Raw genomic sequence first — 15,179 nt, 5'->3', positions numbered from 1 at the left:
TATAAAAATGTACGCAATCGGGCCTCCTTAAACAGGGCGAAGGCTCGGAACAATGAGCTGCTGACATAGGTGACGGGGCCTCACTTTCCACGTGGAGGTGCGACCGCTAAAGCTTGACCTCCGAAACCCTATGGCCACACCCGTGTCCTATGCCGCACGACGCAATTCGAATTTTCGCGCAGCGATTAACTACGATCGCAGAAGCCGACCGCGAAAGAGACCTCACGGCTTGTGAGTAATTAATTATTAAGATTAATTGAGGCCGCCGGCCGGAGTTTGCGATGATGGTGATTGTAGCAACTTGAGGCGCTCGAAATTGGGGGTCGAGATTGATCAGAACAGTTTGGCTCGCGAGCTTATGCCTCGCTGCATCCGGTGGATTTGTCGCTTCACGTGTCGTATCCGCTCCGATGCCTGAGCCCGTTGCAGCGGCGGATGAGCAAACGATGAGCGGAACTAGCCCATGGCGTGACACACTGACGAAAACGGACAAATTCGCAGCGGTCTACACTCTTCATTCTGCTGACACTTTACCCCGCATATCGATCGCGTCCAACGCGGCTCTACTACAACCGATCAAGCCCGAGCTTCGTATAGATGTCGGTAGACAGGAGCGGCAGGCCTCGATTGGAATTCTGCTTCCTAGGCCTCGCCCCAAGAACAAGCTGGCAAAGAATGGCTACGGCGTCCGTCGCTCGCAAGCTATTTCTGAAACCAAAACGTGCCGCCAACAGGATGCCATCGCGAAATTTCTAGCCTCAGGCGTCATCTCAACTCGATGCGCGACTTAATCTTCCTTTTATCAGGCGGCCAGAAATCAGGTTAAGCTGCTGCGCGCTTTATTTGCGCTTCACTGCCCGAGAGCTCACCGAAGATAAAAGGACGCTCTCCCGGCGCGTGACGATGAGTTCGTGCCGGGCCTTTAGTAACGACACCCCAGTAGGACCGCGGGGGCGGCCAACGGCGAATTTGCCGCTGTCACGGATGAACGCTTAGGTCGACCTGGCCGGCGCCGGAGAGCGGGCACAAACGCGCGTCGATTATTTCCCGTCGTTCCAGATGTCGGCCGCGAGCTTCCAGTCACTGCCGACTTTCTCCCACACAACGAGATACTTCCCCGTTACTTCCTGCGGCGTCGGTCCCTTCGTTTTGAGACTGAAGGTCCCGATCTCTCGCGCTGCGGAGGAGCCGAGCGGCTTAACGTCTAACGTTGTGAGTTTCGGATCGGTGACTTGTTCCGCCATCCCTTTCCACATTGCTCCAATCGCGGTATTCCCCCGCACCATCGGCGAGCCCGGCGGGAACGCAGTCGCGTCATCGGTATAGAGCGACGCAACGCCGGCGAAATCCCCCTTGGTGAAGAACTCGATCCATTTTGCGTTTGCTGTCTCAATCTCGGTTTTCTGGGCGAACGCTGGCGCCATCGACCAGACAGCCAACGTAATTGCTAGGACAATTCTGCGCATAGTGATCGGCTCCATTCCTTGTTCATAGGTGCACTTGGTTCACACTGTTGGACGGTCTTTGCAGGACTGCGAATTTCGCCATCCTGACTTTTTACGACCAAACCATCGCGTTGCGGTTGAGCCGCGCGTCCGCCTAAAAAGATATCTCATCAGCCCTCCGCACCCGACTGGTAAGCGTCCGGCCTGCGCCGTGTTGCGCTGATCGAACCCTATCTGATCCTGCCGACCTTGGGGCCTCCTTCTATAGCTCCAGTAGGAGTGGCGCAGGTCGAGGTACTGGCCCGTGTCGAGCGGCGCCGGAACGCGAGTGCGGGGGCCTAGAACAGGAATGCAGTCGGCTCCGAGTGTCTCACCAGCATCTGGATGGGAGCGCCATCTAGCTGGATCTCACGTTCCTGCAGAAAGCCAGCGCGTTCCAACACCCTGCGCGACGCAAGGTTTGCTGGGCGAACCAGACCGACCACGCTCTTGGCGGCCAATTGTTCGGGTCCGGTTGTTTCGGGCTTGTTTGGGCGGCACGACGGCGGATCCATCGATCGACCGAGAGCGCGCTGTCGCCGCCCAGTGCCAGCGCGACGAGTCCGGCGAGGTAGGCAAGGTCGGTCTCGATGCCGGACTCGCCGAATTTGAGGGTGGCAGAGATAGGTATAGGCCAGGATAGGCCCAAGCGTGCTGCCGCCCGTCTATGCTGGAGGTAGCACTGCCTTGAAGACGATTTCGATGAGCTGCTCAGGAAAGGCCAGCCTGGATACGCCGATCAGATTGCTGGCGCACTGAGGCCGCGCCTTGGCGTAGGCTTCTTTGCGCACCTTGCCCGCGACCGCAAATGCCTCGTCGACATCGAGGACATAGAGCGTCTCTTCCACCACGTGGTCGAGGGTGGCCCCGAAATGTGCCAGGATCTTTGCAGCGTTGGCATAGGTCACCCGCATCTGCTCTGCCATCATCGAGAAGTCGGCCGGCTTGCCGGACTCATCGAGCGCCGCGGGCGCGATCATGGTCCCCTTGTCGTCCTGGCTGAGCTGGCCGGACACATGGATCGTGTTTCCGATCTTGATCGCCTGTGCATAGCCGTAGTCGTCTTCCGCTGGTACACCGTGATAGGCGGCCTCTTTGCCATTCGCTGCGGTCGTGTTCGTCATATTCTTATCTCCTGTTGTATAGGCCGGCTCGGATATCCGAGCCATTTGTCCATCACGGGGTTCTGCGGAGCAGATGAGTCCGGGGCGGCGTGTTTGTCAATCGGCACGCAATCTTGGCTCTGACTCAGATTTGATGATGGCGGCTCGCGATAGCTGGTCGCGCCAGAAGCGGATCGCCTTGAAATGACTCTCGATTGTCAGACGGAGCGACCACTTCCAGAGTGTGGGGCGCCGGTAAGGCGGCAATCGCTGCGCTGTCGGATGCTATGTCCCTGAATTGACTCCGGGATCTGATTTCACGGCGCGATCAGGTGTCATCAAGATTGCGTCAGAGCCCAATCTTGACCCCCGATCGGCGTCCAACGCCGACTTCATGAGGGCGACCAATTCGGGGCTGAACTTGCCGGGCGAAACATTAGTCATCACAGGCTCCTCGTGTGAGGTGCCATCTAGCCGCTCACTGTGACAGCGATGCGTAGGCGACGGTAACTTTCGGTAACGTTGATGCGACCTCTTGACGATCGGTCCACAGGCAACCGTGATGCCGAAACCGTCACCCCTCTGGCACCCCAGCCATACGCATTCTGAGCGAGCGCCAACCGCTGACCAGCCCGATGATGCCAAGGTGCCAGCTTCAAGTCCGCTCAGCGACGTCACGGTTCGTTCGGTTCAAACGTTCAAGGGCGGCGCTGCATCCCACTAACACGCACGGGCGTCACCGAGGACCCATCAGGTCCGCTCAGAAAAGGCGCCTGTTGGGGGTAGAGCGGACATGCCGTGAGCCCGTCTCAACTTCCGAGTTTGACCCAGTGCAGAAGTCCGATCTGCCAATCCGGGGCTATTCAGTATTTCATTTGTTTGAAGAAGCGTAAGCCATTTGCACGTCTCTTCGTAATTTGCCGTTAAATGCTTTGGCGTAGGCGTTTGGCGTGCGGTCGTGGTGCACCTGCACGCCTTCAAGGCTAGCCCGGAGCGACGGCACCGCGCTCCGGGCGAGGGCCACAGAGTGATTTCGGAGGCTGGATCGTTGAGACGTTTTAAGAATGTGCTGTCGGCAAGTTCTCTCGTCATACCGCTTGTCTGTCTCGTCCTTTGCCTCTGGGCGGGGACACATTGGGCCGCAGATAGAGCCGACCGGCAAACCGGCTTTGGCGCATACATGCTGTTGGAAGTTGCAACGCCCGCCATACTGTTCGCGTTGGCTGTCTCAGTTGCTCTTCGATTGATGGTGTTAGAACGGCAGCAGCAGCAGTTTCTCTGTCTGCTCATCGCGGCGTTATTGGCACTTGCTTCGAATTGGTGGTTGATCTGGTTCGTTATTCGTGGCTTACCGTAGGGGCACGCTGGACAATGTCTCCGACTGACCCAGGCTGTGTGAAAACTCCGAAGTCAAACTTTCGCGGAGAATGTTTGTCTCGAATACCCTCAATTAGAAAAGAACGGCACTGGCCGGTACCGCCGAATGAAGAGACGAGAGAACACAATTCTGTTCGCTCTCCACGCGTGCACGTTTTCACACAGCCTGGGTCAAAAGCGGCCTTCGAGGCCGGGACGCGTCACGTCCGGTTCTGCTCTGACAGCGGTCTTTGCGAGAGCTCATAGGCAGTTCGGCTAGGGGCCAACGCACTAAATCGCTGCGCGATAGCCCGCTGAAGCGGGGGCTTAGCCGAGGGCGCGGTAATCTATGAGAGATCATCGGTAGCCGGCCGGTCGGCCTGTCTTGAAGATCGAGGTGTCGTCAACCTCATCCAAGACAGGAGTTGCCCATGAGTACGGTTACGGTCAGCCCGTTGCGCCAGCGCATGATCGAGGACATGAATGCACGCAAGCTCTGCGCGGGAACGCAGAGGGGCCATATTCACAGCTGCAAGCGGTTCGCTACGTTTCTCAAGCGGTCCCCGGACACGGCCACATCGGAGGATATCCGCCGGTTTCAACTGCATCTTTCCGAGAGGGGCGCGAGCATCTGCAATCGCAACCGCATCATGACCGGGCTGCGGTTCCTGTTTCGCGTGACGTTGCGGCGACTGGATCTTGCGGCCGAGATTTATCACCTCCGTGAGCCGCAGAAGCTTCCGCTGGTGATGAGCCAGGACGAGACCCGGCGCCTGCTCGCGGTCGCGAGCAGCCTTAAGGTGCGCGTGCTGCTCAGCCTCGGCTACGGCTGCGGCCTGCGCGCCGGCGAGGTGGTCAGGCTGAAGGTCAAGCACATCGACAGCGCGCAGAAGATCATTCGGGTCGAGCAGTCCAAGAGCCGCAAGGACCGCAATGTCATGCTGTCGCCCGACACGCTCGACCTGCTGCGCCAATGGTGGAAGACGCGCCGGCGGGGTTTCGATTCCACAACTCCCGTGGAGGAGCGCTGGCTGTTTCCAGGCCAAAGGCCCGGCAAGCCGATGACAACCCGCCAACTCAACCGCCTGTTTCATGAGGCGGCCGATGCGGCCGGAATCCGCAAGGGCGTAACACTCCATGCGCTTCGACACTCCTTTGCCACCCATCTACTTGAACGTGGCACCGATATTCGCGTCATCCAGGCGCTGCTGGGGCACGACAAATTGGACACGACAGCGCGCTACGCCCGCGTCGCCACCGGCATGATCGCTGGCATCAAGAGCCCGCTCGACCTGCTGTCGCAGCCTTGCAGGAAGCCCAGGAAGAACAGGAAAGACCAGCCGCCGACGTAACGGCCCGCGGTCATGTCTCGCCCGGTGCTGGAGGTCGCGGATATCTTCCGCGACCATGGAGCGGCGTGGCGGCGTGCCAATGTCGGTCACGTCAGCCTCGACCAGATGAAGGTGATGTCGGCCGCCGAGCGCTGCCGCACGGCGGCGCTCGGCGGCCATGTGGCGCGCTGCGAAGATTGCCCGCACACGGTCATCGCTTACAACAGCTGTCGTAATCGCCATTGTCCGAAGTGTCAGGGCACGGCCGCCAGGGAATGGCTCGCCGCGCGCGAGGCCGATCTGCTGCCGGTGCCGTACTTTCATGTCGTGTTCACGCTGCCGGCCGCCATCGCGGACATCGCCTATCAGAACAAGGCCGTGATCTACGACATCCTGTTCACGACTTCGGCCGAGACCATGACGACCATCGCGGCCGATCCCAAACACCTCGGCGCCCGCATCGGCATCACCTCGGTGCTTCACACCTGGGGCTCGGCGCTGACGCATCATCCCCATGTCCACATGATCGTGCCGGGCGGCGGCATCTCCATTGATGGCACGCGGTCCGCATGTCGCCTTCGGGTCACGAGCGTCGCCCCTCTGCAACATACGGCCGCCCGTCGGCGTCCGCTGTGCCCCGTTAGCGACCGAAGTCCTACGGCGGCGCAACATGTCGTGAAGGGCCAAAGGCGGAAGTGATCCCGACTCGCAGCGTCGCGAAACGGCGATTGTGCGACACATCGAGGATGGCTCTGTTGAGCCATATTCCCTACTCTGTGCTCCAGACGATTCGCGCCGCAGAAGGTACTCATGCTCGATCATCCAGAGAAAACTGCTCGGCTTTAAAGCTCATCTCTGCCAAATCGAGCGCATCAACAAATACATCGATCACGCGAACAGGGTTGCTCTCGTCAACGAAATCATCGAGGCATTCGGGCAATAGCGTCCACTGCCCACGATCCGCCTGCTCAACGAAGCGCCTCATCAGCTTCCCCCGCAGAATCACGAGAGAATCATAGAAAAGCAGCCAAGTTCTTACACAGCCAGGGTCATAACCGGACTAGGCACCGCAGCAAACAGCATCTTGCGCAGTAGGGACGCGAGCTACCTCGCGCCCCCAGATCCGTACGCCATTCCAGCACTGGCGATTCTGGCGTGGCCGGATGTCGACCGCGACAAGCAGCATCGATACCGCGGCCAACTGCCGTGAGGATCAGGCCGCAAAGAAAGCCCTAGAAATTCAGCGCTGAGCGAAGGACAATGACCCACGCGTTCGGTCGGAGCTTGCCATCGGGGTTAAGGACGCCGCCACCCGGCCGGATGATGTATTGGAGTTCGGGTTGCAGCGTCCACCATGGTTTCGGTTGCGTTTGATACATCATCTCGATCATCGTTTCGCTGCTGCGCACCGGAAAAAAGAAGTTACCGAATAGTCCGGTATCGGCATCCAGCCCGCGCGCGTTGTCGCCGATGCGCGCGTGGGCAAAGGCAACGCCGACCTTGTCGTCGGGACGCCCCGGCACCAGACCTTTGTAAAGCAGGCCGCCGTCGGCGTAGAAGTTGATCAGGTTGCGGTCGTTGGGAACGCCGCCCGCGCGAAGGAATGCGGAAAGGCCTTGGTCGTCGGTGCCGGGAACGCGATAGAGCGTCTGATCCATCACGCCGTAGACGCCGCCGTCCCCGGTGTGCTTGAGCGGAATGCCGGTGGACTGCGGATTTGCGAGCGAGAGGCCGGTATTGTCGAAGCGCTGATCGAAAAACCGCGAGCTGGTGGCGTACCACGCCCCGATGCGGTAGGTGCCGGGAAGTCCTTTGGCGTCCTTGCCCTGATTGGCCAAGTAGCTCGCCTCTGCGATGACAAAGGCGCCGCCGCGAAAGCTGAAGACCGTCCCGGTCGGAAGCGGACCCGGTAGATTGGAGCCGTCGCCGCCGCTGGGATCGCCGCTGAACACCGCGGCCTGGAACTGCAGATCGTCGCGCGGCTTCACACGCACGCGAATGCCGGGGGCGGGCAACGGATAGGCGGGCCCCGAGGCCGGCAGGTTGCCGGCGAGAAAGGTCGGCCAGCTGATGCCGTTGTTGAGGAAATTGGATGCAGTCTCGCTCTGCAAGAACTGGCTGTCTGCCAACATCAGGCCGGCGCGGACGGACCAGTGGTCGTCGGGCGCGTTGTGCTCGTACCAGAGCGCATAGAGCCGTGCGACCGGCCCCGCCTCGAGATTCGACACGGCCAGGATGTTGCCGAGATAGGTCGAACTGAAGAACGGACCATGGGTGACGAGGCCGTGGATATGGATTTTATCTCCCTCCCACCCCAAAAGCTTTTGCAAGTCGAGGTCGACATGCGGCTGGAAGATCCCGATCCCGACTGCGCCGGTCTTGATACCGCCGCTCACATTGGCCAGGAAATCGTTGGTGTAGCTAAGGGTGAAGGTAACGCCGAGGCGCTCTAGATAAGACCGTACGCCGCCCCAATCACCAGTCGCGTATGACCCGCCCGGCGTGGCCGGATTGTCCGACCGTTGCGCTTGCGCCCAGGCTTTCGTCCCTAGTTCGTTGAATGCGCCAAACAAACAAACCACGCCCGCCGCCAACGCCCATCGACGCCGGCCGATCCTCGGCATGAGAGGATTCCAGGAATTCATGCCCCGGCTCCAAGAGTTGACCCGGTTTCAAGAACTCATCTGATGCGAACGTGATCTGTCATTCAGACAATTGTGCGGCCGTAGTTGATCTGACCGGATACGACAACATCGCACGCTGGCCCGATAATAGATCAATGCCGTACGCCATGCCGCGGACAGGTCACGGCTATTGCCAGAAATTGTCGTCAATGAGCGTGACTACGGAAACGGATCGTCAAGTGGCAATGCCCTGATACCTGAACTCCGTCATCATGCCGGTGGCCTGGTGATAGAGATTGTGACAGTGGAACGGCCATCGCCCGGGATTGTCGGCGTCGAAAGCGATCCGGACACGGCCCATTGGCATGACCAGAACAGTGTCGCGGACGGCTCCCTGGATCGGCCGGCTGTCGATCGCGATCACCTGGAAAGCATGGCCATGCAGATGCATCGGATGCGCCATCATCGTGCGATTGACCAGATCGATCTCAATACGCTGCCCCTTGTCCAGCATGAGCGGTTTGACCTGAGGCCAGTACTCTCCGTTCATGGACCATGCATAAGGTTTCATTGCGCCGCCGAGAGCAATCGTATGGATGGCATCCGCGGGGCGTGACGGCAGCGGTTGCACCGCCGCAAGGCGGGCCTCCAGCGAATGATCGACCGGCGGCGCGGTTTGCGCGCTCTCCGCGATCCGCGGTATGCGCGCCCCGGTCGTGGCGAGGATGATGCCGGTCTGCCGACCGTCGCCTTCCAGCCGCGCAAGTATCGGAAACGCGCCGACTTCTGGAAGATCAATCAGGATATCGAGGCGTTGAGCCATCGCGATGGGGAAGCGGCTGCCCGCAACCGGATGTACGGGCTGGCCGTCAGTCGCCACCACGTGGCCGACGAGTTCGCCGAGATCTACCCAGAACTGGCTCGAGGACGCGCCGTTGATGACGCGGAGCCGGATCCGGCCGCCACGCTCGACGCGCACGACCTCCGGATCGGCGAGCGTTCGGTCGTTTGCCAGGATGGCGTCATATTGAACGTCATTCAGATCCATATGCATGCCGCCCGGCCCCGACATGTTCATTGCCGGCATCTCCATTCCTGACATGCCCGCGTCGGGCACGTCGGCAGCCATGCTGCTCAAGCTTGCATGCACCGCATTGGTGCCGACTGTGCGACCTGGAGCCTGCTCCATCTTTTGCAGCATGGCCTGTACCGCGGCTACGTTCGTGCCGGTGAGGCCGGCGAGCACTTCCTCCGGCGTTCGGAAGGTGAAGTCGTGCAGCATGAGAACGACTTCCTGCCGGTCTTCGCGAAGTTCCGCGGCGTCATGAACGATGAGCGGCGCGGTCATCAGGCTCTGCTCCTGCATGTCCTGATGCGAATGCATCCAATACGTGCCCGGAATCGGAGCATAGTCGTAGGCTTGAACCGCGCTGTTCGCGATCGGCGGGCTCTCCGGCCACGGAAAGCCGTCCTGCGTCCAGGGCGGAAGCTGCCCATGCCAATGCACAATGGTGCGCGCGCCAGTCTCATTCACGAGGTCAACGCGGAACCGTTCACCGGGGTCGAGGCGTAGCCCGGGACGGCCGTCCGGACCGATGAGCCCGAAGACCTTGGCCGGTCGACCATTCACTTCAATAATCCGTGTTCCGGCGACGAGCCGCTTCCCAGGAGAGGCTGCAGCGCGCCCCGCGCCCGGGAGAATGGGCAGGGTCGCGGCGGCGAGTGCCGCCTTCAGAAAGCGACGCCGAGAAAAGGGATCGACCCGCAAACGCGAGTTTTGGCCCGCGACGGCATCTGAATGATTGGGAACAGGGGCGTGCTGCACACGCATGTCATCAACTCCATCTCGCTACGATACCCCCATGGGGTATCTAGGGTGCGTAGGAGACGACAACAACGCTTCGTGCCATCACCACCGCTTGAAGGAGTGGTCGACCTCATGGAGGCGCTGCGCAAGCAGCGTCGGCGTGCTGTGCAGGATCGATGGTGGGAACGCCACCATGATGGCGCTCGTAGAATAGACCGTTCGGCGTGAGGATGCCGTCGAGATCCTGCAACGGCGTGCGTCCGGACGCCGATAGATACTGGGGCAACGTCTTCGAGATGTTCTTGATGACGTCTTTTTCGAACGGGGAAGGCGCGCCATATGGCTGGCTTCCCATGAGATCGCCGGGCGTCTTCATCCATTCCGGTACGTTGGGAGGGAGGTTGCCCGTATTTTTGGTCGCGGCGGGCGCTCTTCATGTCCAGCGAGGCCACCAGCAATGACGGCCCCGCCCAACAAGGCACCACCTTCCGTTAGAAATCGTCGGCGGGACGCAGAGGTAACATTCTTGCCGATGTCGGTTGGCGTGGTCATTGTTATCCTCTGCGCGAATCGGTGTGCCTGGAACAAATCGTTGATGCTCGGCCTGTCCCAGAGGCAAGGCATCCTGACGGTAACTACAGAACGCGGCGGTGCTTGTCGCGGATTGCTGCGCCTTATCCGCTCTTGCCGGTTCAACAGGTCAGACAGGAATCGCCTCGGTCCAAGCCGCCTCAAGATCATATGATCGCCGATCGGTGGGTTCACGGCCGGCCAGTCCGGGTTCGGCGGGCTCTGCCATTCTGAGTGCGCCGCCCAATTGTAGTTTGGTAGCCAGCCGGGACCATTAAATTCCATTTCAGTGGGGGCCCGACGCAGAATGGGGATTACTTGATGACACCCGCCACACGGTGTCTCCGACGTCATCGGCGATCAGCAGTCCGCCGGTCCGATCGACTGCCAGACCAACCGGCCTTCCGCGCGCGTGATTGTTTGCATCGAGGAAGCCGGTAACGACGTCCTGCGCCGGGCCGCTGGGTATTCCGCCGCTGAACGGCACGAACACTACCTTGTAGCCGTTGAGAGGCGTTCGATCCCAGCTTCCGTGTTCGCTGACAAACGCACCGCTGCGATAGTTTGCCGGAAGCCCGGAGCCTGTGTACATGGCTACACCCAAGGGCGCGACGTGGGAGCTCAGCGCGTAGTCCGGTACAATCGCCTTTGCCACCAGATCGGGGCGTTGAGGCTGGACCCGCGGGTCGAGGTGCTGGCCGTAATAGCTATAGGGCCAGCCATAGAAACCGCCGTCCTGCACAGAAGTCAGATAGTCCGGAACCAGATCGGGGCCGATCTCATCGCGTTCGTTGACGATGGCCCAGAGTTTGCGGGTCTCAGGCTCCCACGCGAGGCCCGTGGGATTGCGCGTGCCGCTGGCGAGTATGCGATGGGCGCCCGATGCCCGGTCGACCTCCCAGATCGCGGCTCGTTCATACTCAGCTCCAATTCCGTTTTCGGTGATGTTGCTGTTGGATCCGACACCGACATAGAGCTTGGAGCCATCCGGGCGGGCCAACAAAGCCTTGGTCCAGTGATGATCGATCGGGCCGCCAGGAAGGTCGGTCAGCTTGGTGCCAGGGGCAGTGATGCTGGTTTGCCCTTCCTGATAGGGATAACGGATGATGGCATCGGTGTTGGCAACATAAAGATCATTGCCAACCAAAGCGACGCCAAAGGGCGAGTTAAGATGATCCAGCAAGACGGTTCGTAGCTCCGGGACGCCATCGCCATTGGTATCGCGCAACAGCGTTATACGGTTTGCGCCTTTTGCCCTCGCGCCGGCGAGCCACTCTACCCAGGCGGTGACGAGGTCCTTGGGGCGGAAGATCGGCGCTGTTGGACCATTGCCCTCGACCACCAGCACATCTCCGTTCGGAAGGACGAAGAGGGATCGGGGATGCTCAAAGCCGGTGGCTAATGCATGGATTTGCAATCCCTGCGGCACCGTCGGCGCTTCATCGTTTCCCCACGCAACTGCTCTGGCAATCCGGATCGGCGGCAGCAAATATTGCTGCAGCGCGGGGAGCATGGGATGGGCGCCGATCTCGCTTTTCGGGTCACCGCCGTTGTCGTCGCAGCCCGCGAGTCCCAAACCGGCGACGGCGACACAGACGGCGACACCACGCCGTAGTTTCGCCGAACGGACAATCTTGAGGACGCGCATCATGTGTCTGCTCCAACGCGATGAGGGTCCGTCAAGCTCCAGCCGAGGCCGTCGCCAACAGAATGACTACGGCGACCCCGGAAAGCATCAGGCCGGTCGGTACGACTGCGGTATACCCGTCGCGGCTGTGGATGAAGACATTGATCAGTGAGAGCGAGACACCAACTGCGTAGCCGAGCGCGTGGAGCCGCGCCGGCCTTTGCGTACCACGTGCAAGGTCGATCACGGCAGCAATCACCGCAAAGCCGGCCACGATCAGACCAGCCACTATCAGCCAGACGGAAAACCTCTGCCACATCACCTCGGCAGTCCGCCAATAGAGCAGATCGGTCACAAAAGCGGCCGTGAAATACGCGACGGAAAACGGAAGCAAGATTCGATGAATCGCTTGTCTGTCGGCTTTGGCCGTTGACTGCGTGCTGGCATCGCGCGCGAAGGACGTCTCATTTATCGTGTCGTGCTGCATATCTCGATCCTCAGAGCCATTACCGTTTTTTCACATAGTAAAGCGCTGCGGGCTCGCCATTAAATTAGAGTTTAGTGTCTTGGGGAGTCGGATCGCTGACGGATCTTGATGGCACTAAGCGTCTTGGCGATGCGCCACGGCCAGATCGCACTGTTGTTGTGGTCAAAATAATAATGGTCGCGCGCCGCTAACGGCGAAAAGCTCGGCCGGCGTCGGTTGAACGGAACCGGTTTCGTCGATTTGCGCGGCTTTGAATGACGCCGTTTCACCGCTCCAGCGCCAGGGCAATCTCCACAGCGACCACCCTCGCAAGGTCCGCAATTGGCGGGCTTTGCACTTCGGTGTAAGCTCGCTGAACTCTCCAATTCGCGCGAACCCCTTCCAGTTTGAGTATTCGTTGGAGTTTCATATGAAAATATTCCGACAGAATTGGTCTCGCACACCCGGTATTGCCGCGGCATCGTCGATCGTTATTGGCATTTTGTTATTGGGCGAAACGATGGCGTATGCGCAAGTAACGCGGTCAGCCGACAATGACGTCATTGCCGACGACAATCGTAGCTTTGCCAATCCGTCCCAATCCCCCACTCAAACGGATCCAGTTTTCAAGCCGAGCCCATCGGGAACGACCAGGACTGCAGGTAAGCCGCGGGAAAATGTTACCTATCAAGACAAGATGACCGGCGACTGGGGTGGGCTACGTACGCAACTCCACGATCGGGGCGTAGACGTTGAGCTGAAGTACGTTTCGGAGAGCGCAGCGAACCCGATCGGCGGACAAAATAAGGGGGCCGCGTATACGCAACAGGTCTCCCTGGGAGCCAAGCTGGATCTCGATAAGCTGGCCGGGTTGCAGGGAGCGCAGGCGGTCATAACCCTGAACGACCGCGTCGGGACAGATTTGAAGCCTATTATCGGTAGCCTGCAATCGCCCCAGGAGGTTTTCGGAGCGGGGCAGAATGCGCGCATCTCCGAAATGTACTATACTCAGCAACTGTGGTCCGACCTCATCGAGCTCAAGGTGGGATTTTCTCCAGTTGGTGACGACTACAACACCAGTGAGCTCTACTGCTACTTTCAATCTGGCGTGCATTGCGGTCACACACCCGCTCTGAGCACAAACATTGTAGCGTTCAATTACCCGACCGGGGCTTGGGGCGGCCGCGTCAAGATTCAAGGCTTTTCAGAGTCCTACGTTCAAACCGGCATTTACCAGGTTAATCCTAATGCGGGCAGTCCGGGGTCCGGCTTCGACCTGGGCTTTCATGGCACCGGAGTCCTTGTGCCCATCGAATTCGGCTGGCTGCCGGCAAGCGGCCTCGGCGGCTTGCCGGGAAAGTACAAAATTGGCGCCTACTACGATTCATCCAGCTACGCCGACGTTCTCCGCGACATCAATGGCAATAATGCGGGCATCACGGGACTGCCCATGTTGACCGACCTCGGACGTTGGGGCGGATGGCTGCAAGGCGAGCAAATGGTCTACCGGGAACCCGGCTCGCACAATCGCGGTGTCACGGTTTTCGGCGTCATCGCATTTGGCGACCAGAGAACGTCCCAGTACACATGGACAGGAGCAGTTGGTCTGGTGCAAAAGGGCGTCGCCAGTCGCGACGATGACTATATCTCCGTGGCTGTCGCCCGTGTGCACCTGAACGGCAATTCCGTCTTGTATCAGCAGGGCCTGAACGTCGTGAAACCGGGAAGTGTCAACGTGGCAACCGAGGAGACGATCTATGAGATCAACTATGGTGCGCAAGTAACGCCGTGGTTTCTGCTGCGTCCTAATCTGCAATATATCCAGCGGCCGGGAGGAACCGGAGTCATTCCCAACACTTTCGTCGTCGGGTTGACGGCGACCGTCGACTTCTGAAATCCGTTGACGGGCAAGCGCGCCTCGGCAGAGGCTCGGCAAATAGAGCGGACACTCGATGAGGTTTCGCAGACCTGAGTGTGAATGCTGTCGAAAAATGGCTCTGACTCACTTTTGATACAGTTTGTGGGATGTGTGGCGCTTTGATTGGGGGAGAATCAGTGCCATGCAGCAGGCACTCCACCGCTCCAGTCTGGTGCCGCGTGGGTTTGTTGTAGAGAGTGCGTACTACGAGGGTGATAAAGCCATTATTGCGGTCCGGGCATCCGGAATCGTTGGTCTGTGCCCATCGTGCGGAACGGTTTCCCGGCGTGTCCATAGCCGGTATCGGCGACGCGTGACCGATCTGCCGCTTTCGGGGCGGATCGTACAGCTCCTTGTGATTGCCCGCCGATTCCGCGGCGACGCCGTCCTGTGCGGGCGTCAAATCTTTACTGAGCGCTTCGCCGAAGGGTGCTGGCTCCATCATCGCTGCCTCGATGTATTACGGCTGGTCCAAGGAGTTCCTGGAGGCCGGCAAGCGCCGGCTGGCGGGCGATACGGCGCGCGACGCAACCTCCGGCGAAGTAAAGGACCTTCGCCGTGAGACCTCCGCCTTGAAGGAGGTCGTGGCCGATCTCACCCTGGAGAACCCCCTGCTTAAAAAAAACATGAACGGGGATGGGGAGGACGAGGCATGAGATATCCGTCAATACGGCGCCGGAGCGCTCGTTGTCGTGGCGCGATTTGACAGCGCCGTCAATCGCTCGTCTGCAACCAACAGCTGGCCAGTCAAGAATTCGCGCTCGGCCCGGTTCAGCTCCAGCGCAAAGATCAGCTGATACTGGCGCTCCTAGCTATCCACGGAAACGAGGAGCCGCAGCGCGAGCTTCAAACCGCGACGTCGGTCGGCCCTAGCAGGTTGCTGAAGAACTTGG

The 15,179-nt window shown here is 59.9% G+C and carries 11 protein-coding genes and 3 pseudogenes; 6 read left to right on the top strand and 8 right to left on the bottom strand.

The window, feature by feature from the left end:
* Positions 1-1,040: 1,040 nt before the first annotated feature.
* Both NL528_RS05970 and NL528_RS05960 read right to left on the bottom strand, forming a co-directional pair.
* Positions 1,041-1,481 (bottom strand): DUF4440 domain-containing protein, encoded by a 441-nt coding sequence (locus NL528_RS05970; protein WP_309181773.1) that lies wholly within the window; start codon positions 1,479-1,481, stop codon positions 1,041-1,043.
* Between the two features lie 668 nt (positions 1,482-2,149).
* Positions 2,150-2,608 (bottom strand): Rid family hydrolase, encoded by a 459-nt coding sequence (locus NL528_RS05960; RefSeq protein ID WP_309181772.1) that lies wholly within the window; start codon positions 2,606-2,608, stop codon positions 2,150-2,152.
* Between the two features lie 1,027 nt (positions 2,609-3,635).
* Here NL528_RS05960 and NL528_RS05955 point away from each other — a divergent pair.
* The 3 genes and pseudogenes from NL528_RS05955 to NL528_RS05945 all read left to right on the top strand — a co-directional run.
* Positions 3,636-3,944: a hypothetical protein gene (locus NL528_RS05955; RefSeq protein WP_309181771.1), complete on the top strand. Its 309-nt coding sequence runs from the start codon at positions 3,636-3,638 to the stop codon at positions 3,942-3,944.
* 430 nt (positions 3,945-4,374) lie between these two features.
* Entirely contained in the window at positions 4,375-5,295 is a 921-nt protein-coding gene (locus NL528_RS05950) for a tyrosine-type recombinase/integrase (RefSeq protein ID WP_309181770.1), read from the top strand.
* A gap of 12 nt (positions 5,296-5,307) precedes the next feature.
* Positions 5,308-5,850 (top strand): annotated as a pseudogene (locus NL528_RS05945) (transposase zinc-binding domain-containing protein); the annotation flags it as partial.
* A 232-nt stretch (positions 5,851-6,082) separates the two neighbouring features.
* On the opposite strand, the gene NL528_RS05940 reads toward NL528_RS05945, so the two are convergent.
* The 6 genes from NL528_RS05940 to NL528_RS05915 all read right to left on the bottom strand — a co-directional run bounded on the left by NL528_RS05940 (position 6,083) and on the right by NL528_RS05915 (position 12,389).
* Positions 6,083-6,259: a hypothetical protein gene (locus NL528_RS05940; protein ID WP_309185364.1), complete on the bottom strand. Its 177-nt coding sequence runs from the start codon at positions 6,257-6,259 to the stop codon at positions 6,083-6,085.
* Positions 6,260-6,506: 247 nt separating this feature from the next.
* Positions 6,507-7,898 (bottom strand): carbohydrate porin, encoded by a 1,392-nt coding sequence (locus NL528_RS05935; protein WP_309181256.1) that lies wholly within the window; start codon positions 7,896-7,898, stop codon positions 6,507-6,509.
* Between the two features lie 235 nt (positions 7,899-8,133).
* On the bottom strand, positions 8,134-9,528 hold the full coding sequence (locus tag NL528_RS05930) for a multicopper oxidase domain-containing protein (protein WP_309181255.1): 1,395 nt from the start codon (positions 9,526-9,528) through the stop codon (positions 8,134-8,136).
* A 307-nt stretch (positions 9,529-9,835) separates the two neighbouring features.
* Complete coding sequence (locus NL528_RS46935; protein ID WP_375143981.1) at positions 9,836-10,081, bottom strand: hypothetical protein; 246 nt, start codon at positions 10,079-10,081, stop codon at positions 9,836-9,838.
* 480 nt (positions 10,082-10,561) lie between these two features.
* Entirely contained in the window at positions 10,562-11,926 is a 1,365-nt protein-coding gene (locus NL528_RS05920; RefSeq protein WP_375143980.1) for a PQQ-dependent sugar dehydrogenase, read from the bottom strand.
* Between the two features lie 28 nt (positions 11,927-11,954).
* On the bottom strand, positions 11,955-12,389 hold the full coding sequence (locus tag NL528_RS05915) for a DUF2231 domain-containing protein (protein WP_309181254.1): 435 nt from the start codon (positions 12,387-12,389) through the stop codon (positions 11,955-11,957).
* Between the two features lie 409 nt (positions 12,390-12,798).
* On the opposite strand from NL528_RS05915, the gene NL528_RS05910 reads away from it, so the two are divergent.
* From NL528_RS05910 to NL528_RS05905, 3 genes and pseudogenes are all read left to right on the top strand, one after another.
* Positions 12,799-14,262 carry a carbohydrate porin gene (locus tag NL528_RS05910; RefSeq protein WP_309181253.1) on the top strand — a complete coding sequence of 488 codons (1,464 nt, stop codon included), beginning with the start codon at positions 12,799-12,801 and terminating at the stop codon, positions 14,260-14,262.
* 166 nt (positions 14,263-14,428) lie between these two features.
* Positions 14,429-14,605 (top strand): annotated as a pseudogene (locus NL528_RS46930) (ISL3 family transposase); the annotation flags it as partial.
* 124 nt (positions 14,606-14,729) lie between these two features.
* Positions 14,730-14,953 (top strand): annotated as a pseudogene (locus NL528_RS05905) (IS3 family transposase); the annotation flags it as partial.
* Between the last annotated feature and the right edge of the window lie 226 nt (positions 14,954-15,179).

Origin of the sequence: Bradyrhizobium sp. Ash2021 (assembly GCF_031202265.1) — a bacterium.
GTDB lineage: Bacteria > Pseudomonadota > Alphaproteobacteria > Rhizobiales > Xanthobacteraceae > Bradyrhizobium.
Note: the sequence above shows the minus strand (reverse complement) of the source record. Positions and strands in the feature narration are given on the sequence as shown.